The organism is candidate division WOR-3 bacterium (assembly GCA_016926475.1).
In the GTDB taxonomy this organism is placed as follows: Bacteria; SDB-A; SDB-A; order SDB-A; family SDB-A; genus JAFGIG01.
Genome location: JAFGON010000003.1, coordinates 12,108 through 35,780, shown reverse-complemented (window position 1 = coordinate 35,780; position 23,673 = coordinate 12,108). Strand labels below are relative to the sequence as shown.

15 protein-coding genes are annotated in these 23,673 nt (G+C 40.5%); 10 read left to right on the top strand and 5 right to left on the bottom strand.

The window, feature by feature from the left end; translation table 11 throughout:
• Positions 1–997: hypothetical protein (locus JXA84_00180; protein ID MBN1149620.1), on the bottom strand; the 997-nt coding region annotated here is incomplete at its 3' end.
• The gene (locus tag JXA84_00175) at positions 994–2,232 is read right to left on the bottom strand and encodes an imidazolonepropionase (GenBank protein MBN1149619.1); all 1,239 of its coding nucleotides are present in this window, start codon (positions 2,230–2,232) and stop codon (positions 994–996) included. The genes JXA84_00175 and JXA84_00180, both read right to left, overlap by 4 nt.
• A 304-nt stretch (positions 2,233–2,536) precedes the next feature.
• On the opposite strand from JXA84_00175, the gene JXA84_00170 reads away from it, so the two are divergent.
• The 6 genes from JXA84_00170 to JXA84_00145 are packed head-to-tail and all read left to right on the top strand — an operon-like array spanning position 2,537 to position 12,441.
• Positions 2,537–3,889, top strand: coding sequence for a hypothetical protein (locus JXA84_00170; GenBank protein MBN1149618.1), 1,353 nt, complete (start codon positions 2,537–2,539; stop codon positions 3,887–3,889).
• Positions 3,870–4,577 carry a RadC family protein gene (locus tag JXA84_00165; GenBank protein MBN1149617.1) on the top strand — a complete coding sequence of 236 codons (708 nt, stop codon included), beginning with the start codon at positions 3,870–3,872 and terminating at the stop codon, positions 4,575–4,577. The genes JXA84_00170 and JXA84_00165 overlap by 20 nt, the downstream gene beginning before the upstream one ends.
• Before the next feature lie 24 nt (positions 4,578–4,601).
• Positions 4,602–5,477: a hypothetical protein gene (locus tag JXA84_00160; protein MBN1149616.1), complete on the top strand. Its 876-nt coding sequence runs from the start codon at positions 4,602–4,604 to the stop codon at positions 5,475–5,477.
• Position 5,478: 1 nt separating this feature from the next.
• Positions 5,479–8,700, top strand: coding sequence for a hypothetical protein (locus JXA84_00155; GenBank protein ID MBN1149615.1), 3,222 nt, complete (start codon positions 5,479–5,481; stop codon positions 8,698–8,700).
• Positions 8,697–9,161, top strand: a complete 465-nt coding sequence (locus JXA84_00150; protein MBN1149614.1) for a redoxin domain-containing protein — start codon at positions 8,697–8,699, stop codon at positions 9,159–9,161. Before JXA84_00155 ends, JXA84_00150 begins: the two co-directional genes overlap by 4 nt.
• 55 nt (positions 9,162–9,216) lie before the next feature.
• Complete coding sequence (locus tag JXA84_00145; protein MBN1149613.1) at positions 9,217–12,441, top strand: PAS domain S-box protein; 3,225 nt, start codon at positions 9,217–9,219, stop codon at positions 12,439–12,441.
• 14 nt (positions 12,442–12,455) lie between these two features.
• Here the strand turns inward: JXA84_00145 and JXA84_00140 are convergent, their stop codons facing one another.
• Positions 12,456–14,735 carry a PD40 domain-containing protein gene (locus tag JXA84_00140; protein MBN1149612.1) on the bottom strand — a complete coding sequence of 760 codons (2,280 nt, stop codon included), beginning with the start codon at positions 14,733–14,735 and terminating at the stop codon, positions 12,456–12,458.
• Between the two features lie 127 nt (positions 14,736–14,862).
• Between JXA84_00140 and JXA84_00135 the strand changes: the two genes are divergently transcribed.
• Genes JXA84_00135 through JXA84_00120 form a run of 4 tightly spaced genes read left to right on the top strand, consistent with a single transcriptional unit; the run spans position 14,863 to position 20,049 of the window.
• The gene (locus tag JXA84_00135; GenBank protein ID MBN1149611.1) at positions 14,863–17,268 is read left to right on the top strand and encodes a CHASE2 domain-containing protein; all 2,406 of its coding nucleotides are present in this window, start codon (positions 14,863–14,865) and stop codon (positions 17,266–17,268) included.
• Between the two features lie 13 nt (positions 17,269–17,281).
• Entirely contained in the window at positions 17,282–17,644 is a 363-nt protein-coding gene (locus JXA84_00130; protein ID MBN1149610.1) for a hypothetical protein, read from the top strand.
• 15 nt (positions 17,645–17,659) lie between these two features.
• Positions 17,660–18,571: a M48 family metalloprotease gene (locus JXA84_00125; protein MBN1149609.1), complete on the top strand. Its 912-nt coding sequence runs from the start codon at positions 17,660–17,662 to the stop codon at positions 18,569–18,571.
• Positions 18,568–20,049: a C10 family peptidase gene (locus JXA84_00120; GenBank protein ID MBN1149608.1), complete on the top strand. Its 1,482-nt coding sequence runs from the start codon at positions 18,568–18,570 to the stop codon at positions 20,047–20,049. Before JXA84_00125 ends, JXA84_00120 begins: the two co-directional genes overlap by 4 nt.
• Before the next feature lie 7 nt (positions 20,050–20,056).
• Here JXA84_00120 and JXA84_00115 read toward each other — a convergent pair whose 3' ends face one another.
• Positions 20,057–21,739: an ABC transporter ATP-binding protein gene (locus JXA84_00115; protein MBN1149607.1), complete on the bottom strand. Its 1,683-nt coding sequence runs from the start codon at positions 21,737–21,739 to the stop codon at positions 20,057–20,059.
• Positions 21,740–21,770: 31 nt separating this feature from the next.
• Positions 21,771–23,561 carry an ABC transporter ATP-binding protein gene (locus tag JXA84_00110; protein ID MBN1149606.1) on the bottom strand — a complete coding sequence of 597 codons (1,791 nt, stop codon included), beginning with the start codon at positions 23,559–23,561 and terminating at the stop codon, positions 21,771–21,773.
• Between the last annotated feature and the right edge of the window lie 112 nt (positions 23,562–23,673).

The window sequence follows — 23,673 nt, the reverse complement described above, 5'->3', positions numbered from 1 at the left end:
TTCCAGAATTAATGAAAAAATCCATTACTTCGTTTGCCCAATCTATATCTTGGTTGGAAAGTTCGGAAAATAAATTTTCGATGTAAGTTTTTCTCAGCTGAAGTGGGTAAGTGAGAACTGAAAACAGATACTCGTTTTTGGTTTGCTCGTAAAGCGCTCTTTTGAAAAGTGACTGCGCGTATTTTGCGTGGTTTTCTGGAGCCTCAATCGGTATTCTTTCATAAGCTCCGTCAATGAAATTTACTACAGTATCAGAAACACTTTTATCGCTTATTCCGAAAAGATAATTGTTCTTGTTGCTTTCGATGGTTTTTTTCAACTCTTTGACTTCAATAAGCCCCCCGTAACCCAACCTCTCAAGAGCTTCAATCGAACTCTTAACTTCTTCGTTTCTCCCGAGTTCAATGGCTTTTTTTGCTATTTTGATGTATGAATAAGCAGCGTTCTCGTTAGAACCGATTTTCTCCAAGTATCGGGGGACGGAAAAATCGAGTCCTTCTTTTGTCAATTTAGCGGAATCATTGTCGATTACTTTTTTTGTCTTTACGATAGTGATGATGTCTTCCACCATTTTTAGAGCATCTTTATTTCCTATAAAGCTTGTCAAAGATTCGACGTATTGTGAGACACTTTCGACGTCAGAACTGTAAGTCAGAAAAATATCCCTTATGACTTCTAGTAGACCAGACCAAAATTTCGCTTGAATGAAAATTCTGTTTTGAATCTTAAAGTAATTCCTGTAATTTTTTTTGCAAAAAACTCTCATCAATTCCATGTATGCCAAGCAATCGAAAAATTCGTGTTTTTTTATGTAGTTTTTTATAAGCTCAGATGAAATTTCTTCTCCCTGCTTTTTTTGATTTGTGTTGAAAAGAATAACCGATTTGAATTCTGTTAGCATGTTTTCTTTAGGAACTTTTTCGCTGAATCTTTGGGCTTCTTCCCATTTCCCTGATTCAAAAAGTTTTTTGAAAATTTCAACTTCTTCTTTTTTCATAATTCAGATTTTACTACTTTTCCTTTCTTGATAACAACCCTTACAGGGTTGCTTCCCAGGTAATAGAACAACTCCCTGAAATCCCTTACTTCAGTGAGAATTATGTCTGCCCAAAATCCCTCTTTGATTAACCCGGCTTTATCATGAAGACCTAGAGAATAAGACGCGTTGACAGTTATAGCGTTTAGAACTTCTTCAAAGGACATCGATAATTTCAATACAGCGAGAGCGCCTATCGTCCAAAGAGATTGGATAGGACAACTCCCCGGATTGAAATCTGTAGACAAAGCGACAATGCAGTTTTTATCAATAACCTTTCTCGCGGGGGCGTAATTGATTTGATTTAACACCAGTTCGGTTCCAGGCAAGAAAACCACTGCGGTTTCAGATGATGACAGCATGTCAATATCCTCGTCTGTGATTTCCACGCAATGATCCACAGATGCAGCACTGAATTCAAGAGCCAGCTCCACTATTCCGGATCTTGTAAATTGCTCGGCGTGAAATTTCATTCTCAATCCTAGGGCTGTCGCCGCTTCGGCTATTCTCCGAGCATCATTTGAATCAAAAGTTCCTTTTTCACAAAAAACATCGCAAAAAATCGCAAGCTTTTTTTCAGATACAGCCCTAAGCATCGAATTCACTATCAAATCTACATACTCTTTTTTTCTGTCTTTGTATTCTTCCGGAATTGCGTGCGCTCCCAAAAAAGTCGGCACGGTGTCAATCTCGGATGAAAGTTTTTTTACCGTTTTGAGAATTTTAATCTCATCCTCGGTTGTCAAACCGTACCCGGATTTTATTTCTACTGTCGTCGTTCCTAAGTCAATAAATTTTTTCATAAAACCTGAAGAAAAAGACGCCAATTCTCTTTCCGAGGCTTTCCTGACGCTTCTCACGGTACTGAGTATTCCGCCGCCGTCTTTTAAAATTTCAAGGTAATCCTTTCCGGATGCTCTCTCGTAAAACTCTCCGACTCTTGAACCGCAGAAAACCGAATGAGTATGTGAATCAACAAGACCTGGCAAGGCGTTCAAGCCCTGAGCGCTGAAAACCTCATCTACGTCTGAAGCGCAATATTTACCGACTGGGGCGATTTCGCTTATGAGCCCGTTTTCCATAAGCAAATCATACCCTTCTATCAGTCCTATCTTTTTTAAATCATCTCCTCTTTTGGGTATTTTCCCTTCGTTCATGGTGATGATTTGACCAATGTCTTTAACAAGCTTTTTCACTCAGCCAATAAACCCTCTTTACCGCCCTTAAAATCTTGATACTACAAACAATTACCAATTTATCAATATCACCTCTACAGTATATTGTCAAGTCATGGACATTGATAAAACTGCGTATTTACAAGTATTTATTTGAATTATCGACGAAAAGATTATATAAGTTAAAAGACTGCAGGATTTAACTCAAAGCAACAGCTCCAGAAGTAAAAGAGAGGTTAGAAACGTATTATAAAAACCACACGGTTTCCATGAAATCCTTGATGTTTTTTTACTTTTTCGAATTTTGTGCATTATTTTTCACTTCATGCAGGAAAATTTGGACATGCATTTTTCTTTAAATACCGATTTAAAAAATGAAGGACTGATTTACGTTGCGGGGTTGGCCGGTTCAGGAATGATCGTACTCGCGGCTTATTTAGCCGTAAAAGGATTCCGTCTAATAGGTTCAGACCGGCTTTTCGATATGGGCAAAGCCGACGGAAAAAGATCATTCCTCGAAAATCTCGGAGTAAAAATAGTCGGCGAAAAATTCTCGGTATTTGAAAAATCGGTTTTTTTGCTGATTAGAAGTGCCGCTGTTGAGGATTCCACCCCTTTGATAGAAGGAGCCCTCGAAAAAGGCGTCCCGGTAATCAGCCGATCAGAGATTTTGGCACAGATAGTCAATAACGGATACTCCATTTGCGTTGCCGGGACCAGCGGCAAGACCACCACGGCCACGATAATTGGTCATGTCCTTAAAACATCAGGAAGAAAACCCGCTGTTTTCACCGGCAGCGAAGGAGAGCCTTATTTTCAAAAAGACATAGAAGAATTATTCGTTGTCGAATCAGACGAAAGCGACGGCAAACTCCATCTTTACAGACCCGATATCGGAATTGTTCTCAATATTACAAGGGATCATTTTAAGTTGGAAAAATTGACAAGTATGTTTAAAGACTTTTGCTTTAACAGCAAAAAATGCTTTGTCAATTATTCCTGCCATGGCCTTATCGATTGCGGATTAGTATATACAAGCGATCATTCTGTCATGGACAGTTTTGAAGATAAAACCGGTATAACCTGGACGAAATTCATGCTCGAAGGTGAAGTATACGATGTTCCACTTTTCGGTCGTCATAACGTTGAAAATTGTGTGGCGGCCATAAAAGCCTGTGTTGAATTCGGAATTGAACTTTCAATAGTCAAAAAAGCTTTACTGGGCCTGCCGGTTATCAAAAGAAGGCTTGAATTCAAAGGCAAGCGGGGAAAAACCAAAATATACGATGACTTTGCCCATAATCCGGCAAAAATCAATGCTTCAATAAGAGCTCTTAAAGAAAGACATAAAAATATTTTCATCGCTTTCCGTCCACACGGTTTCGGACCCTTGAAACTATTTGGATTAGAGATCGCCCGTATTTTTGCAGATTTGCTGGGTCAAAAGGATTGTCTGCATTTATTTGAAGTCTTCTACACTGGAGGAACCATCAAGGAGACACAATTTAATTCAAAATGGCTCGAAGAACTGGTAAAATCTTTCAACAATGATTTAACAGTGACGAGTGGAGAATTGAATTGGAAAAGTGTAAACCTCTCTCAATACGATGCCTTTATTACAATGGGTGCGAGAGATCCTTTTCTCGGGAAAATTACTGATGAAATCATCGAAAAGTAATCCCGATAAACACAGACAAGGACACCGGAAGAGGCTGAGAGATCAATACCTTTCAGAAGGTATCGATTCCCTTTCAGATACGGATATAGTTGAACTCCTTTTGACCGTCGGAAGACCAAGACAAGACATGAGACCGCAGGCAAAGGAAATTTTAAAGCAATTCAAAACTCTCCACGAAGTGTTCAACGCAGACAAAGAAGATTTAATCAGCTTTTCCGGCGTAAAAGAACATGCCGCTTTTGGAATTCTCTTCACCGCTGAATGTTACAAAAGAGCTTTAAAACAGAACATAAAAACAAAGAAAATTAGAAATTCAAAAGACGCAGTTGACGAAATTGAAAAAAATCTCTGCCCCTCAATCGGCAGCCTTAAAGACGAACATGTGTATTCGATTTTTTTAAACAACGCCGGGTCAGTCCTTGAACTTTTCACTGTCTCGGAGGGCACGGTTGGTCAAGCTGATGTATATCCTCGAAAAATCATGGAAAGAGCCCTTTTGAAAAAAGCTTCTTCGGTTATACTCATTCACAACCATCCGTCACAAAACCCGGAACCTTCTCAGGCAGATGTCATACTCACCGAAAAGATTGAAAAAATTCTATCCGGAATAGAAATAAGTCTTTTGGATCATATTATAGTCACGGAAAAAAAAGCTTACAGTTTCAGGGAAAACGGTTTGTTAGGTTGAAAATTATTTTAAAAATCATCTCCAATGAGTAATTTACCCACGCCTTATCACATTGATCTGGGTTTCAAAGACGTCAGAGAAGGTATGTACGAAAACTTCGTTTTCGACTCGGAAAACATTCCGATGTATAAATACTCATGGGGGGTTGAATACAATGTAATATTCATCTGCCATTACGCACTTTACAACTTGCAGGTATACCTTTTGAAAAAAAATCAAAAACACCTCGACGAATTCATCAGAATCAGCTCATGGCTTTTTAAAAAAGGAAAATCCTGCAAAAAAGGTTTGATTTTTGAATTCGATTTTCCTCTCGGTCATATGAATTTGAAACCGCCCTGGATTTCGGCGATGGCGCAGGGAAGGGCTTCATCTGTTTTCACAAGAGCTTATGAAATTACAGGACAAGTCAGTTTTTTGGAAGCTTCTTCTGAAGCCATAAAACCGTTCTTTTATACCGTAAAACAAGGAGGAGTCCGTTCAGAGTTTCCTGACGGCTCGGTCGCTCTGGAAGAATATGCATCCGATCCCAAAAGTCTGGTTTTGAATGGTATGATTGTTTCTTTATTAGGTCTGTTCGATGTATGCGAGTTGATTAAAGACAGGCAATTTCATACATTAAAAGATGAGTTGGTTTTATCACTGGAAAATAATATCAGCCTTTACGACACGGGTTTTTGGACGTACTACTCTCTTTTCAAACATAGACCGATTGCCAATTTAGACTATCACAAATATCATGTTCTTCTCACATGGAAACTGTTCGAGCTGACAGGTAAAAATGTTTTTCTCGAAAAGAGCCTGAAGTGGGACAAATATTTAGAATCTCCGTTCAACATTCTTTTGCGTCACGCATCGCGTTTCGCCCAAAAAGCAGCCGTGAAATTGAAAATCTTCTAACATGCAATCAGATGAAAAATACAGACACAAATCATCGCTTCTCTATGCCGATATATCAGGCTTCACCAAACTTGTTGCAACCCTATCGAAGAGAGGGAAAGAAGGGCTTGAAGAAATCGCCAGTTTCGTTAATGTGCTATACGGTCTTTTTATTCAGACTTCACAAGCATTAGGCGGACAGTTCATAAACGCTGCGGGAGATTCTGTACTTGTTTCCCTGCCCTTTTCCAAAACATCAGAATACACAGTAAGTATAATAAGAAAACTTCTTAAAGAGAGGTTGGATAAGTACAAAAAGGTTTTTCCAGAAATCAATACTAGCGTTAAAACCGCTCTTATCATTGATGATTTTGAACACAAAAATTTCTATTGGAAAGACAAGCGTTTTTCGATCATAAAAGGCCCTTCAAAAGAGATACTGTCAGATCTTGATTTAAAAGAAGAAGAAAGCAATTTTCAGCCGCTCCCCCTGATCGAGAAATCAGAGAATATTCCCTTTTTTTTGGCAAACGACATCGAATACCCTGCGATAATAAATCCAGAGCACAGAGTTGTCATTTCCATGATGATAGGTGTCTCGGCGCCAAAAGATTTTAACTTTAAAAAATTCATAGATACAACCGGCGAAACGTTGAGTGAATTCAACGGAGAGATCTGCGATATAGATTGTATTTCAAAGACAGGTTTCAAGACGTTGATATTGTTCGGGCATAGAACTGATAACGACACATCTTTTGAAAACATACTTTTTTGCGCAAAAAAAATTCTCAAATCAGATCAGCTAAATTCAAACAATTCCAGAATTGGTATTTCTGCCGGTTACGCTTACACGGGAACTTTAAACGTGGAAGATCAATCCAAATTTTTGGCCATCGGTGACGACATAAATCTTTCAGAAAGGCTCACGAGAATAGCAACAGAAAACGAAATATTGTTTTCTGAAAAATTCAAGAATCTTCTGCCATCAAAAGTCAAATTCACAAGATTCAAAAAAACGTCAATCCCCAAGTATCCGGATAAATTAAACTACTACCGATTGGAGGGAATCAAAGAAAAAAAGATGTTCTTTGTAGACAGGATTAATGAATTGAATCAAGCAAAAGATTTGATTCGGGAAAACCAATCCGCCATTCAAATTACCGGAGAACAAGGCATAGGCAAAACAGCTTTCTTGGAAAAGATTAAAAATTTTCTTTTGGCTGATTACAACGTGATACTCGCCGTAAAAAAAAGGGACGATTCACCTGTTTTTTTGTCGGAAGAAATCATCCATCAGATCCGGTACTCTGCGGATTTGCCAAATATTTCTTCCATTTCCCAGGCCTCAAGAATCGGTATATATTCCGACAGGATAGCAAACGCTCTAAAATCGAAAATTCCATTCGCCCTTCTCATAGACGACGCCGATATGAAAAGCATTGACTTGCTTCTTTTGGACAAACTTATGGATTTTGTTGAAAAAAGCGGAAGTATTATAATAATTACTTCGAGATCTGCTTTCGATATTGAAAAATTCGCCAGAATTAAGCTAAAACCATTCGGTTTTAAAAACACATCTGAACTGCTATCAAAAGAGATGGGTGTCAAAAGAATTGAAAAACCTCTGCTTCATTACATTGTCAATATTACAAAAGGCAATCCTCTTTTCTCCTCAATGTTGATAAACTACTTGGAAAATTTTTCTTTTCTCAAAAAAACAGCACTCTCGGCTTCTCTTAAAAAAATTCCGAGAAGGGTCCCTGAAAATATCGCTCTCGTCTCGATGGCTAAATTCAACACTATGGATAAAAAAATCAAAAACACTTTGAAAACTGCCTCTATTGTCGGAAATTCGTTTTCCGAAAGTATTTTAACCAAACTCACTGGCGATCCTGAAACACCTCTTTACCTTTCTCAATCTTCTGCTCAGGGAATATTGGAAACGCGAAGAGGAATTTATAATTTTAAAATTCCTTTCTTTAGAGAGGTTTTACAAGATTCCGTTGTTTCTTTTGAGAGAAAGACGATACATCTTAAAACCGCGAAAATTCTCTCCGAAGACAAAGAATCCATAGAAACACTCAACGGGGAAATAGCTTATCATTATCATATGGCGGGGAAAAAAGACTATGCTTTTCCACTTTACATGAGAGGTATCCAAAGCGCTTTAAACGAAAAACATCCGGAAAAAGCTTTGAAATACATAGAACTTGCTCAACAACTCGCAAAAAATGAAGATGAAATGTATAAACTTCTGTTTAAAAAAGCGGAAAGTTATTCCATCCAGGGCAACACCCGCGGCCACGACATCTGTATGAAAAAATGCCTTCTTTGGGCAAAAAAGAAAAACGATTTGTTGCTTTTATACGAACTGTATAAATCCATAGGGCTTTATCATTTTTTCAATATGGATTTGAAAAAATCCATATACTCTTACAAAAAAGCCCTTTTGTTGTCTTCAGGGCAAAACAAAGAATTCCTTTACATACTTTTATCAGACGTCTATTGGAGGTTGGGTAAAATAGAAGAATCTGAAAAATATTTGGATTTATTTAGCAAAAATCAAGTTAGAACAAAGCAAAAAGACAATCAATTCAACTACCTACACAGAAGAGGTCTCATAGCTTACGCAAAAAATGATTATCAATCCGCCCTGAATTATTTTTTAAAATCATCTCTACTCGTAAAAGAGTATCATTCAATGGAATACCTATTCAACGATATTGCCGAAACGTATTTCTTGCTCGGGGAAATCGATAAAGCAGTATTTTATATTAAAAAAGCCCTGAGATGTTCTAAAAAGATAGGCTACAATTGGACTTTGGCAAATTTATCCATGAACCACGCTATTTTTCTCTCAGAAAAAGGCTTGTTCGAAAAGGCTTTGAGAAAAATTGAAAGGTCTATCAAAATTTCTGACATAGTCTATCCTCACATAAACATAGTTGCCAGGACAAACAAAATGCTTATTTTAATGAAATCGGGCAAACTAAGCGGTCTCAAGGATGATTTCGACAAAATACGGGCTAAAGCAACCATCGGCAAAAATATATATCTGAAAATTTTTGCCGATTACGCCTGGGTTTTATTTTTGAAAAAAAAAGGCGACAAAAAAATATTCAAAAAAGCATTATCTTCGCTGCTAAAAACAGCTAAAAAGAATCCTCCCATCCTTGGAAATATTTCGGGAATATACATAACTTACGATGATATAGTTTCATTGCAAGAAAGGAGAAAAAAATGATAGGAGTGAGCTCACAAGCGCCGTCTTTCATTTTAAAAGACCAAAACGGCGAAGACGTTGGATTATCGTCTTTCGGTATAAGAACCGTTTTGCTGTCATTTCATCCCCTCGCATGGACTTCTGTGTGTTCAGAACAAATGAAGGATCTGGATTTAAACCACGAAAGATTCATGTCGCTTGGGGTAACGCCTCTCGGTTTAAGCGTCGACCCTGTTCCTTCAAAAAAAGCATGGGCAGATAATTTAGAGATAAAAAAACTAAAAATACTTTCTGATTTCTGGCCTCATGGGAAAATCGCGGATGAATACGGTGTTTTCCGTTTTAAAAACGGCTTTTCAGAAAGGGCAAACATTATTGTATCCTCTGAAGGAATCGTAGTTTTTGCAAAATTATACGAAATCAAACAACTTCCCGACATAGAAGAAATATTCGCTTTCATTGAGAACAACAGGGTTAACTGATTTTTTTATTTGCCCTTTTAGGAATAATTGAATAGAATAATTTTAAGGTTTACCTATGCCGTTATCTGAAATTTTTGAAAACGATGTTCTTGAATGTCTTGAGAAAATCCTGCTGATTGTAGATACCAAGGGCAATATTGTCTCACACTCGGAAAATCTAGAAAAATTTTCCGGCAAATGCTCCAAAAATACTTCCAAAACAAATATTTTCGAATTCATACACGCTGACGACAGAGCTAAAGCCGAAGAGATTTTCGAGAATATACTTTCTAAACCAAGAGAATCATTTCCTTTCGACCTGAGAATAGTTCTCGAAAACTCTACCGATAAATACGTCTCAGGCAGAGCAAAAGACATGCGAGAGAACAGAAAGTTCAAAGGCATTATCATAGCTTTTTCAGATGTGAGCGAAGACAAACTAAAAAAAGACCTGCAGAGAGTCGCGTTTGCAATCTCCGACCTGATGATTCACAAAGACGAATTGGAAGATCTTTTCAACAAAATCCATTTTAGTATTAAAGATCTCATACCCTCCGAAAATTTTTTTCTTGCGGTTTATGAAAAAGAAAGAAACGCCCTGAGTTTCCCATGTTATATTGACCTCTACGACTCGCGTCCAGAACCAAGGCCAGTGAAAAACAGTCTGACTGACTACGTAGTCAAGAAGGGGATCCCTCTCCTGCTCACAGAACCTGAAATCGGCGATTTTCTCTGCCAAAACGGATTAGAAATTCAAGGCACATCAGCCTTCAGCTGGCTCGGAGTTCCTTTGAAATACGAAGATGAAGTAATTGGCGCCCTTGTCGTTCAGTCCTACGATAAAAACCTTTCCTACGGAAGCTTCCATAAAAACATACTCGAATTTGTATCGAACAATATCTCCGCCGCTCTGGCGAAAAAACAGAGAATGATAAAGGAACTCGAGTACAAACAGTTTCTTGAAAAAATAATTGACAACATTCCTATTTCACTTTACGCCAAAGACAAAAAGGGTAACTTTCTCATGTGGAATAAAGCAAGCGAAAACTTTTACGGGTTAAAAAGCGAAGATGTCGTCGGAAAAAATGATTTTGATTTTTTCCCGAGAGAACAAGCGGAATTTTTTCAAAAGATGGACGAAAAAACTCTCAGAAACAACACTGTCTACGACATTCCCGAAGAACCGATAGATTCTCCAAAATCAGGAAGAAGGTTGCTTCATACGATAAAGATGCCTGTTACCGATGAAAAAGGCAAACCTTCAATACTTCTCGGCCTTTCAGACGATATCACAGAAAAAAAAATAAACGAAAATATTTTAAAACTTCAACATAAACTTGCTGTAAAGACAAGCAAGACCAACGATCTGTCCGAAGCCCTGAATTACATACTTTATATTTACATCGAATTCATAGAAGAAGTTGACAGCGGAGGGGTGTATTTAACCGACCAAGACACAGGAGGACTGACCCTTGCGGCACACTCCGGTTTAAAGGACTCTTTGGTTAAAAAAATTGAAAGATACGAGAAGGACTCCCCAAAAGGCATAATAGCCAGAAAACAAAAACCGTCTTTTTTCCCCCAAAAAGAACTTGTTGAAAAAGATTTTTCAGCTGTTCTGAACGAAGGCATCAAGTCTCTTGCGGTAATACCGATTTTTTACAAGGATTCTCCTGTAGCGTGCATGAATCTGGCTTCTCACACTTATGAAAATTTCAGCGAGATCTCAATCAAAATTCTCTCCCAGATCGCTCCCTTTTTGGGAGACATTATCACAAGAATTCAAAACGATTTAAAAATCAGACTCAGCGAATCAAAATTCAGAAGTACTTTCGAGAATGCACCCGTAGGCATGAGCATAATGGATCCCGAAGGAAGATATATCGCTGTCAACAGATCTCTTTGCAACATACTCGAATACACCGAACCAGAACTTTTAAAAATGAAATTCACCGATTTAACTTATCCCGACGACTTGTATAAATCCATGCGATATTTGAATTCCTTGACAGCGGGAGAAAAAAACAATGTTCAATTTGAAAAACGCTTCTACAATAAATCAGGAAGAGTAATTTGGACTCTTTTGAACTCTTTCGCGCTTCGAGGAGAAGAAAACATTAAAATAATAACCCACATATTGGACATAACCGAAAGAAAGCAGATTGAAGATCAGCTCTCAAAAATGAAAAGCCTTGAATCTTTAGGTTTTCTCGCCGGAGGCATAGCTCACGATTTCAACAACATACTGACGACCATAAGCGGCAATATTTCAATGGCAAACATATACACCCCCGACGAAGGAGATTTAAAAGAAAGCCTAAGGGAAGCCGAAAAAGGAATAAAAAAAGCGACCGATTTGACTCAACAGCTTCTGACTTTTGCCAAAGGCGGGATTCCCTTCAAAGAAGCGTCTTCAATTCCCGAAATAATAAAAAGCTCCGCAAGCTTTATCCTCCGAGGAAAGGACATCAGTGTTGAATATAACTTCGATAAGGATCTTTGGGTCGTTGACATCGATAAAGGACAGTTTTCTCAAGTAATACAGAACCTTGTGCTCAATTCTGTCCAGGCGATGCCCGGGGGAGGTAAAATTGTAATTTCATCTTGCAACATTTCTCTCTCCAAAGAGCAAATTGAGAAATACAAGTATCTGTATTACCTGAAACCGGGAAAATTTGTCGAGATAACCATAAGAGACACCGGTATTGGCATACCTCAGGATGATATAATGAGAATCTTCAACCCATATTTCACAACAAAAGAAAACGGATCCGGCCTTGGGCTTTCCATAGTCTATTCAATAATCAAAAATCACAACGGTATAATTGAAACAGAATCAGAAATAAAAAAAGGAACAACATTCAAGATTATTATACCGGCTTCTGAAAAACCCCACGTTTCTCAAAACCATGAAAAATCAAAAAAAATAAAGCGCGGCAGGGCTAATATTCTTCTGATGGACGATGAAGAAATGGTCATAAAAGTCACGTCAAAGATGTTGGAAGAGCTCGGTTACAAAACCGACACCGCCAGGAACGGAGAAGAAGTTTTGGATAAACTTCGAAAATCACCTTACGATTTGGTCATTCTCGATCTCACCGTGCAAAACGGGATGGGAGGTAAAGAAACCATAAAAGAAATCCGAAAATCGAATCCTTCCGTAAAAGCTCTTGTATCAAGCGGTTATTCAAACGATTTGACAATATCACAATACAGAGAATACGGTTTTGACAACTACCTTATCAAGCCGTTTACATTAAACGACCTTTCTGAGAAAATCATTGAAACTCTCGAAATTTGATATTTAGAGCTTTTTTATTTTATTTTTAATAATTTGATGATATTTTCTACCCCACGGTTATAAACTTTTAGAAAATACACGCCGTCGGATAGACCTGATGTTTGGCTCATTGTAACACCGGATTGATCTAATTGGATTTCTTCTGAAAAAACGAGTCTTCCCGAAAGGTCAAAAATAAATACCGGAAAAGATTGATTTCCCGCACTGCAGCATTTTATGACGACAAAATCTCCGTGAAAATTTGCCCAGACGACAGGCGGGTTGACACTTTCATCTTCTTCGACGAAAGAAATCTGCTCTGAAAACACAGCGGCGTCAAAAGCAATCCTCTGTCCTTGAACTCCTGTCGCATCTCCTAAATACAAATAGCCTCCGGCGTCTTCAAAATAATAACTGCCGAGTGAAATCCATTCATCCGAATATTGAGACTGATCTACATGAACCGTGTCTACGCCTGTCGAATGGTGAATCTGGTAGCGCACCGATGACGCCAAAGCGTTTGTCGGAGGTATATAAACCGCGACTTGGTAATTTCCGGGGTTTGCCAGCTCAGGTGTCCATGTGGCGTAACAAGTGTCTATGGAGCATTCCGTAGAATAAGTCCACCAGCTGTGCCCCTGAAAACCCGAAAGAGCGTCTCTCCAAAATCTCATTGAAGAAGGATTCTCTGCGTTAAGATAAAAACCGCTTGATAAATGTCTGTCATCGACCAAAGTATCGCTTGTCGCTGGAAAATTTCCTCTCGATGTCACTGTCCAATAGACCTGGTTCAGGTTTTGATAACCGTTGTTGTATCCAGGCCAGTCATACCTGACAAATTTCCCGTCGTAACTCGGGTAACCCGGTGTGTTTTTATCTCCGTAAGGATCGTTGAAAATGAGAGTGTGCCAGGTAAGAACTTGGCCGACGGCGAGAACCAAGTGTCCCGAAGAAGTCAGCCCGACGCATAACGAATGAGGAAAGCCGCTTCCGATTTCAATTACGACTTCGCTGAAAGTAGGAGAATCATCGCCAGAAGAGCTTAAACCGTGATTTAAAAAATACTGAGCCATCGTAGTATGAGGGGAAGAAGTCCCGTTCCACATAAAACCGTAACCTCCGTAAGCCGGCGTCCCGGCTGGATCGTTTGCTGAAAGATTGTAATCGGTTTCGTTGAACATGTATCTCTCGCATATATACCTCCCGAAAAGGCTCTCGTGTGAATATGGAGATGAGCACTGACACCTCCAGCTTGGAAGAAGACAGTAGTAGGCTATTGCCATTGTCGCCGTTGAAGGAGCGCAAGCCCAATGACCGTTGAACCAATCAGGGGTGTCATAGACCTGATGAATGTAAGGCACGTCAAGAGAGTCCCCTTTCCCATGGCATTCGACCGGCTTGTAAATTCCCTCTTTCTCGGGGATTTGCAGTTCTTCAACCCTGATTGTTTCAAGTTGAGCATTTTCAATTTTCGCGAAAACCATGGAATTTTTTTCTTGAATTAAATATGCTATTTCGCGCTCCCCGGTAAAAACGGGGCAAGACTCTTTTACACTGTCGGTGTTTGTGATTCTGAAAATTTGCTTTTCACTTGAAAGCCAGAGGTATATATCCGAATTGACGAGAATTTCGCTCCGATGAAAATTTTTCTCAAAAACCACCATTTCGCCATCCGGGGAAAAAGAGGGATTGATTCCCTCTCCTACGAATTCTGGGGCTGAGTTCAAACTTTTCCATACGAATATCCCGCCTTCGAGGCTTGTAAAAAGAAGTCTGTTTCCGTCTTTTGACCATTCAGGGCAGCAAAAACCCGAGCCATCGGGAGTAATTTTTCTCTTTTCTCCACTCGATGTATTAACCGTCCATAGAGCGTCGTTTAAATCGTTGTAAACAGCTTTGCTACCGTCGGGTGATATTGGGCAGATATTGGCGTATAAGCCCAAATACACCGATATATTTTCTCCCAAAGGGTCAATTATAAGCTCGTTTTCAGTTGTATACGCTGGTCTGTCGTCAAGTGTAAAAGAAACTTGCCCTACGACAGTGCGGGGATGGGAAAGTTCTGAAAATTCGTTTTTGTAAACATCATAGACCATGGGGGTCTGCATGCCATTTTCGTCAATGAATTTAAAGCCAATCTTCGTTCCGGAAGGAGATGAAAAGACAAACCTGCCGCAGCCCGATCCGCGAAAGATTTCCCTTTCGGTCTCTTCAGACAGAATGTAAAGAGATTCTCTTTTTTCGTCTGTGAAAAATATGCTTTCTCCGCACGGTACAGGGTCGGCGAAAGTTTGGCATAAAAAGAAAACTATCAAAGAATGAATGATTGACCTCCTTTTTTTGTATTCTAATCTCTGTTAAGTTCTAAATCAAGCCAGTGAAGTTTATGGACAAATATCAAAAAGAGCTCTATAATTTTCCGAATCGAAACATTTTAACCTGATGACATTGAAACAAAAAATAATAATTCCTGCCGGAATTGGTTTTTTCTGGGTTTTGATATTTTACACACTCTTTTATTTAGGGTTCTTTTCCGAGCTGGAACTTTTCTCTTCTGACATAAGAAGAACTGTTTTCCTCTTCTCTTCGGGCAAACCTGAAAAAAGCATAGTTTTCTTTTTTATCGACCAGAAATCCCTGGACATAATGGCTGAAGACGGAATCTATTGGCCATGGCCGCGAAAAATGACGGCGGATCTTATTGATTACCTGAGCGCCGGAGGAGCACGAGCGATAATACTCGACGTTCTCTACACAGAACCTTCGGTGTATGGATCTTCGGATGATTCAGTATTTTCTCTCGCCGCGTCGAGATCCGGCAAAGTCGTAGTCGCTTTTATGGCTTCCAAGCACAAGAATTTTTTTTCAGATTCATCCAACGAAAATTTAGAAAAAATCACCCTTTCGCTTAAAGATAGTTCCGTGAATTTCACCGACTACGATTATTCGCAACCCCCGTTGGAGATAATATCCAAAAGTGTCTTCATGTCCGGAGGAGTCAATATTACTCCAGACAAAGACGGTATTTACAGAAAATCTCCAATTTTATTCAAAATCAACGGAAGCTATTACCCCCATATCTCTCTTGCTGCATTTCTGCTGACAAATGGAGCCGATTCAATCGTCTTGGACCAAGACCGTTTGTTCATTTTTTCCGAGAACTCCAAAAGGGTTATACATCTTGATGAAAACGGCGAAGTTCTTGTGAATTTTAAAGGTGAAATGTACAGGTCTTACGAGAATTATACTGTTGCGGCTGTTTTGAAATCAGCGTCTTTCTATTCTTCAGGACAGATTCAAGAACTATACCTTGAATACCAGAATTACCTCGGACTATTTGAAGCTTACGACATATTAAAACAGTCAATAAATGAGGGAAAAGAGATCTCCGGCGTTGATTTCGCCCTCTTTAACAAACACCTAAACGACATATACGGATTCACCTATGACTCTATAGAGCAGATGTTTGAGGAAATCGACGACGAGGTGATTTCCTCGATCAAGGAAAGCGAGTTTTCATCAGTTGAAAGCGCAATATCAAACTTTGAAAAGAATTATATCTCTCCCAACGCATTTAAAGACAAAATCGTCATTGTTGCCGGCACAGCGCCTGGTTTGTACGACATAAGACCGAATCCCTTTGGAGAAAAAGACGGAGGAGTTTTTATACACGCTTCAATTCTCGACAATTTAATGACTGGAGGGTTTCTCAAAGCCAACTACGACCCTATCCTGGTTTTCATCCTGATATCCATTATGTCTCTGACAGGTTCTATCATCGGATTTCAATTCAAAATTCAAAAGAGTTTGTCAATTTTTTTATTCTCTCTTTTCCTATACGCCGCCATAGTTTCCTCTTTTTACGTTTTCCGCAAAACTTTCTTAGACTTCTCTTCCGTGCCCCTGTCTTTGACTTTTTCATATATCTCTGGAACCCTCATAGCTTTTTTTCGTGAAGTCAAAGAAAAAAACTTTGTCCGAAACGCTTTCGGTTACTATCTTTCCAACAAAGTAGTCAACGAATTGCTGCAGAACCCAGATAAGCTCAAACTCGGAGGAGAAAGGAGATTCATGACGGCCTTTTTTTCCGACATCGCAGGTTTTACGAGTATTTCAGAGACCATGTCCCCTGAAGCCGTGTCAGCGCTTTTAAACGAATATCTTTCCGCAATGTGCTCGATAATTTCACGGCACGAAGGAATCGTTGACAAATTCGAAGGAGACGCGATAATCGCTTTCTGGGGCGCGCCTCTCGATCTGAAAGATCACGCTCAAAAAGCATGTCATTGTTCTTTGGAAATGCAAGAAAAACTTTCTGAAATGAGAACGAAATGGGAGAAGGAAGGTAAACCGCCCATGAAAATGCGTATGGGACTGAACACCGGTTTTATGGTCGTTGGAAATTTCGGATCCGACAAAAGAATGGATTATACAATAATTGGAGACTCTGTAAATCTAGCTTCACGCCTGGAAGGCATAAATAAGTTTTATGGAACAGAAATCATGATCTCACACACAACAAAAGAAGCCGTTGAAAACGATTTCGAGACGAGAAAAGTCGACCTGATAAAAGTCAAAGGAAAAGCCGAACCAGTCGGAATTTTCGAACTTATTGGAAGGAAAGGCTCTTTCAAACGAGAACAGAGCTCTGCGGTAACTCTTTACGAGGATGCCCTGAGATCGTACTTTGCCAAGGATTTTACCGGGGCGTCTGCTCTATTCGACAAAATACTGTCATTGTATCCCGGAGACGGCCCGTCTCGGGTAATGCTCAAAAGATGCGAAAATTTCATCGCAAATCCGCCACCACAGGATTGGACGGGAGCGTATGAATTCACCCAAAAATAAAAGGAGGCAAACGTTGAAAAAAAACCAATTATTGGCGTCTTTGTTTTTGGTCCTTCTGCCTTTATCTCTGATGGCTGGAGACACCACCACTTTTCAACAGAGAAGACAAGAGGCTCAGAAAAGGGCTGAAAACTACAACAATGCCGTTTACAGCGGCGACCAAAGGGCGACGAACGAAGAAGTCGCAGCGGCTATAAAAAACTTCAACCCTGAAGTCGAAGCGGAATACATCAATGAACACAATGAACTCATAAGCAGTTTTGACCTTCTAAATTCCCTGGAACATGGCTGGAACTTTTACTCTTTCGACAAAAAATACGGCGCTGAATGGGACCAGTGGATGCAAGCAGGCGGCGTTGGCGCTTACGCTCCGTGAAAAAGGAGGAACAACATGAAATTCACCGTCTTTTCTTTGTTTTTTATATCTTCCGTTTTATCGGCATTCCCGAGTTTTCCCGTGGACATACCAGTTGAGACGCCCCTGAATGATTACCTTTCAATAGCAAGCGACATCGTAGAAGCTATTAATGTTTTCGCGGAAGGCTACACCCCTGAGCAGGAATACTACCTGGGTAGATCATGCGCAGCGAACATTCTAAACAACTATTCCAACGCTTTGACGGGCATCCCGGAACAGCAAAAATACGTCAGCGAAATCGGTCAAGCTCTCGCGGTGTATTCAGACAGAACGGACTTGTTTTCCGGATATGTTTTCATAGTCATCGATTCTCCGAAGAAAAACGCAATTGCCACCCCTGGAGGTTTTATTTTCATAACGAAGGGCATGATAGACGCCTGCGAAAACGAAGATCAGATAGCTGGTATCCTCGCCCATGAAATCGGACACGTGGTACATAAAGACGCAGTGAATTCAATTAGCGACAAAAACAAGTTGATTTCACTCATCAAACTAGCGGAAAAATACGGTGGCGACATCGGCAGAGCAAAAGCACAACAAGCCCTCGACAAACTACCCGATTGGTTTGTTCATGAAATAATGGACATATCAGTAGAGAGCATATTTTCGACCATAACCGATGAAATCGTTAATGTGTTTGAAAGCGCCTACAGTAAAGAACAGGAAAAACAAGCGGATATTTACGCTGTCCATCTCATGACTGTCGCTGGTTACAATCCAGAAGAACTAGTTAATATAGTTCAAAAACTTGACAACGGCACGGATGCTCATTATGGATCCCACCCCTCCCCCTCCGAAAGAGTCGCCTACATAGGCGATGAAATAAACACACTCTCTGAATGGCCGCAGACTCTCCCCTTAAGAGTCGAAAGGATTGTTAAATGAAACTTTATCTCTTCTCCTCAAAGATCGCAGCCGTTATTCTCTTTTTGTTTTCCGCCGCAAATCTCATTGCGGGTTTTGTGGACCAAAATTCAGCCGAATCCCTTGTTCTGTTTAAAATGTCACAAGATGATATGACTGACTCAAGAGTCATTGACACATCATACGTTCTCGAGTCGGATTTAAACGATCAGACTCTCGCGTATGTGTTTGAATTGAAGCCGACCGGTTACATGATAGTTCCAGCCGAAGACCGACTTTTCCCTATACTTGCCTATTCTTACGAAAATGGATGCAGAATAGGAGAAGAAAACTCGAACCCTCTTTTCGACTTGGTAAAATACGACATTGAGAAAAAAATATCCTGCTTGGAAATGATACCAGGACATGTAAGAGAACGTTTCAAATCATGGAGAATAGGTTTACTCGAAGGACGTCTATCCCCGGATTTCGAACAATGGCCCCCTTCCGGGTCCACGCCTACGGGAGGCTGGCTTGAATCAAACTGGACTCAGAACTCACCTTACAACGATATGTGCCCAACTGACCCTGTTCAAGGCGGGACCAGATGCGTCGCAGGGTGTCCCGCTGTCGCAATGGGCATGATAGTCAACTTTCAGGAGAGCATTCATTCGACCCATTTTTCCGATTCGGACGACTACTATCATTCATACGGAGGAAGAAATTATTGGATTGACGACGACTGGTCTTCAAGAGGTTTCCCATCCTGGTCTCAACTCAACGTGTACTTGGACACCCTTGAGAGCCACTACAACAATGATATTCAGGTGACAAACCAGGACAAAGTCGCTCTGACCTGGGCTTGCGGAGCCGCGATGAGACAAGTCTACACCTACAACATCTCAGGAACTTTCGGTGCAACTCAAGCTTATCAAGCCTACATAAAATTCGGATACACCGACTGCCATCCCCTTGACACTCTCTCCGACAGTCTTTATGAAAGGCTCTCGCAAAACATGAAAGACGGAAAACCCGCGCATATCGCCGCACTCACTTCCACTCTCACAGCAGGGCACAATTTCGTAATAGACGGCTACAACACAAATGATTACTACCACTTGAACATGGGCTGGGGAGGCACTTACAACGGTTGGTATCTTTTGCCCCAGGAAATTCCATACGATTTAACAGTAGTTGACACAATAATAGTGGACATAGGTCTGGCGCACAATCCTGTCGAAGAAATTTATGAAAATCCCCTGAACCTTCAGGTCACTTCGTTTATTGTGACGAGATTCAACCCTGTTCTGAAGTTTCTTTGCTCAATGACAACAAGCGGTGCTGAAGTCAGGATATTCGACCTATCAGGGAGAACAGTCATTCCCGCTCAGACCATTCAGCTCACAGAAGGTGAAAATTCTTATGCGCTGCATCTGGACGATTTTGGGTCAGGAGTGTATCTAATGAAAATAAGTTACGGAGATTTTGATTCTTCCTTCAGGTTCACAGTGCTCGAATAGAAATTTTTTATTTTGCCTCCGAGGCGAGAATAATTCTGTAAAGGCCGCTCGTTTTCATAAGCTCTTCATGCTTTTCGAAAGCGAGCTGCTTTCCCCTGTGAATGAAAACCACCTTATCCGACTGTTTTATTGTCGCCAACCTATGGCTTACTACAATAATAATCGAACCGGTAAAAGCGCTTTTTAAATATCTCCAGAGAGACTCTTCGTTTTTTGAATCAAGAGCTGAGGTGCAGTCGTCGAAAAGGATTATCGAGGGGTTCCCGGCTATTGCTCTCGCTATCGCGATCCTTTGTTTTTGCCCCCCACTGACCCCGACCCCGGCTTGCTGCAATTTAGCATAAGCGCCTCCCAGGATTTCATCTGAAGTAATCCTCACTGCCGAGAGGGATTCCAGTACCTCGTCATTTGCTATGTTTCTTCCTATCCTGACATTCTCGCCAATACTTTCGCTGAATAGGGTTGATTCTTGAGGGACATATCCTAATTTTGAAAGAAATGATTCTCTCGTAAACTCTTCAACCCTTAAGCCGTTTATAAAATATCCCCCATGACATACAGGCAGTAGCGTGGATGCCATTTTGAGTAGGGTGCTCTTTCCACTTCCGATTTCTCCGACAACAGATATTATCTGCCCTTTCGAAGCCGAAAAACTGACTGAGCTGACGCCTTTGCCGTTCTCGTAGACAAAACCCGCGTTTTCAAAGCAGACACCATCCACTGTGTTTAAAATTTTTGAACCCGTGTGCTTTTCCACAACCGGAAAATCGAGTATTTCGTTTTCTCTGTCTATCGAGACAAAAGCTTGCTTCGATGTCACGAAAAGGTTAGGTATATCCATCATAGGTGCGAGGATCATGTCGAGATAGACGTAAAAAGCGTAAAACTCACCGATTCCGATAGCGCCTCTGACAACAAATATTCCTCCCACAAACATTACAATCACTTTGCCGATTTGTCCGAGTACGTTATACGCGGAATGGACAATCATCATGTACTTCGTTATCCTGAGGTCAATTTTCAACCTTCTGTCCAAAAGGGTTTTAAGCCTCTTTTTCTGACCTTTTTCAGCTCTGTACGCTTTTATGATTGAAATCCCTGCAAAAGTGCTGTCTAAAAGGTCGTTTGTTCGACTCGTCGCTTTTCTGTTTTCCATGACTTCCCTGCCGAGTCTGCTCTGAACGACATAGAATAAATAAAGCATTAAGGGAAGAGGAGAAATGGCAATGAGGGTCAGTTGTCTGTTCATGTAAAACATCACCGCGAGACAAAAAACCAGTTTTGAAGAAGATTCCAGAGCCCTGAAAACCGCCGAGCAGCTGAACCAAGCTATCCTCGGGTGCTCGACTATGTCATCTGTCAACCTCGTCGCGAGATCGCCAGGCCTGAATCTGTTGAAAAAATTGTGATCCTTTATCAACATATTTCTAAAAACGGTGTCCCTGACGTTCAAACCGATTTTGGAATTAAGCCAAGCTCTCGCGCCCGGATACAGACCGGCGACGAATTTCGCCAACGCTAGTGCGGCGAGAAACAAAAGCGTGTTTCTGAAATCGATGCTCATGGATGTCCCCGACAACGCGCTTTCTATCTCGTCGAGAAGAAATTTGAAAACCAGCGGAAAAGATAAGGCGACAACGCTGGACACTATTGTGAAAATAAACAAAAAGGCTATATGAAGCTTGTGCATTATCCAAAAACGAGAGATCCAGACAAAATATTTAATCATATATGATTTCACCTTCTTGCAGCCTGTAAAGACTCGCGTATATGCCTTCGGATTTCAACAGTGCTTGGTGGTCTCCTTCTTCGACAATCTCTCCTTTTTGGAGCACAATGATCTTTTTGGCGTTGGTAATTGTGCTCAGCCTGTGAGCGACAACTATTGAAGTTCTTCCTTCTGTCAAGATGCTCGTAGCTTCCTGTATCTTTTTTTCGGTCCCGGGATCCACCGAAGAAGTCGCTTCGTCGAGGACAAGAATTGGAGGGTTGTACAAGACCGCCCTGGCAAAACAGAGCAATTGCCTTTCACCCATCGAGATGTTGAGTCCTCCTTCGCTTATTTCCTCTTCTATTCCATTGGGAAACTTTTCGACGATTTCACGGGCGTGAACTTTATCCAGTGCTTTTAATTGGGCGTGATTTGAAATCTCGGGGTTGAAAACCGTAAGATTTTCAGAAAGTGTCCCTGAAAAAAGGCTTACGTTTTGCAGGACAAGTCCGATTTTTGACCTCCAGACTTCCAATTTAAAATTCCTAATGTCAACCCCGCCGATTTTAATCGAACCGTGTGTCGGTTCGTAATACCTCATTAAAAGGCTTATCAGCGTCGTTTTCCCGCTTCCGCTCGCTCCCACAATAGCCCACATGGCTCCTTTGGGGATCGTAAAACTGACCCCTTTTAAAACCCACTCTTCTTTGTATTTAAACCAGACGTTTTCAAAAGCGAGTTCTCTCCAGTTTTCGGGAAAATCATCCATGCCGAGGACGCCGTCGGGAGTCTTTGTCTTTGTGTCGAGTATTGAGAATATTCTGTCAGCCGAGGCAAAAGCCCTCTGAACTTGGTTTAGAGTCTCCGAAAACTGGACAAGAGGCATAAAAAGTCTTCTCGTGTATTCGACAAAAAGGATTACGGTTCCAATTGTTATTACACCTGTCGAAAGGCCGCTTTTACCTCCGATCAAAATAATTATCACAACCAAAATTTCACACGCGCCAATGAAACTCCAATAAACATATTCAACGGTGTACGCTTTAACCTCTTTTCTCAGAAAATCTTTACCGACTTCATGCATTTTCTCCTGAGCCATTTCAGTTGCTTTGAATATCTGAAGTATCTGAACAGCCCTTACGTACTCGGTTATAAAAGCAGTCATTCTCGCGAAGCTCGACCTTACTCTGGACGTAAGTTTTCTCGTGAGGTTAAGAAAAAAATATGTAGTGAAAGCCACGGGCAGAAGAAAAACCATGACCATCAGAGTCAATTTCAAATTTGTTTTCATCATGATGAAAACAGTTCCAGTGAACATAAGCATATTCGCGACAAGAGACATGGAGACATCGCTGAATAGCATTCTCACACGCTCTGTGTCGCTTTCCACGCGAGCCATCAGTTTTCCTGTAGGATTTTCATCGTAATAATACATGGACAAAGTCATCAAATGATCAAATAATTTTGCCTTTAAATCTCTTATTATCGAAAGACCGATTTTTGTCATCATCATGATCTGAGAATAGGAGACAAGAACCGAAAACACGAATACAGCGGTGAAAAGCAGGGCTAAAACCAATACTTCAGATACATTTTTATCGGGTATCGCTTTATCGACCACCTCCTTCAAAATTAAAGGAGCCGCTAAGTTGCACGTCGTGACTATCAAAAGCAGCAGAGTCGCTGCGAAAAATTGACCCAGGAAAGGTTTGATGAAAGGAAATACTCTTGTAATCAGTTCAACAGTTGTGTATTTTCTCGACTCTTTTTCGAGCAGATCGTCGTTTCTGTGAAATCGCATTTTTTCCTGCTGGTTAAATTTCCTGCGATTATAATGCTCTTCTTTGTCAAAAAGAAAACTTTTTTTTATACAGGCCTATCAAAAGAGGCATTTCTCAAGTTCAAATCTGCAA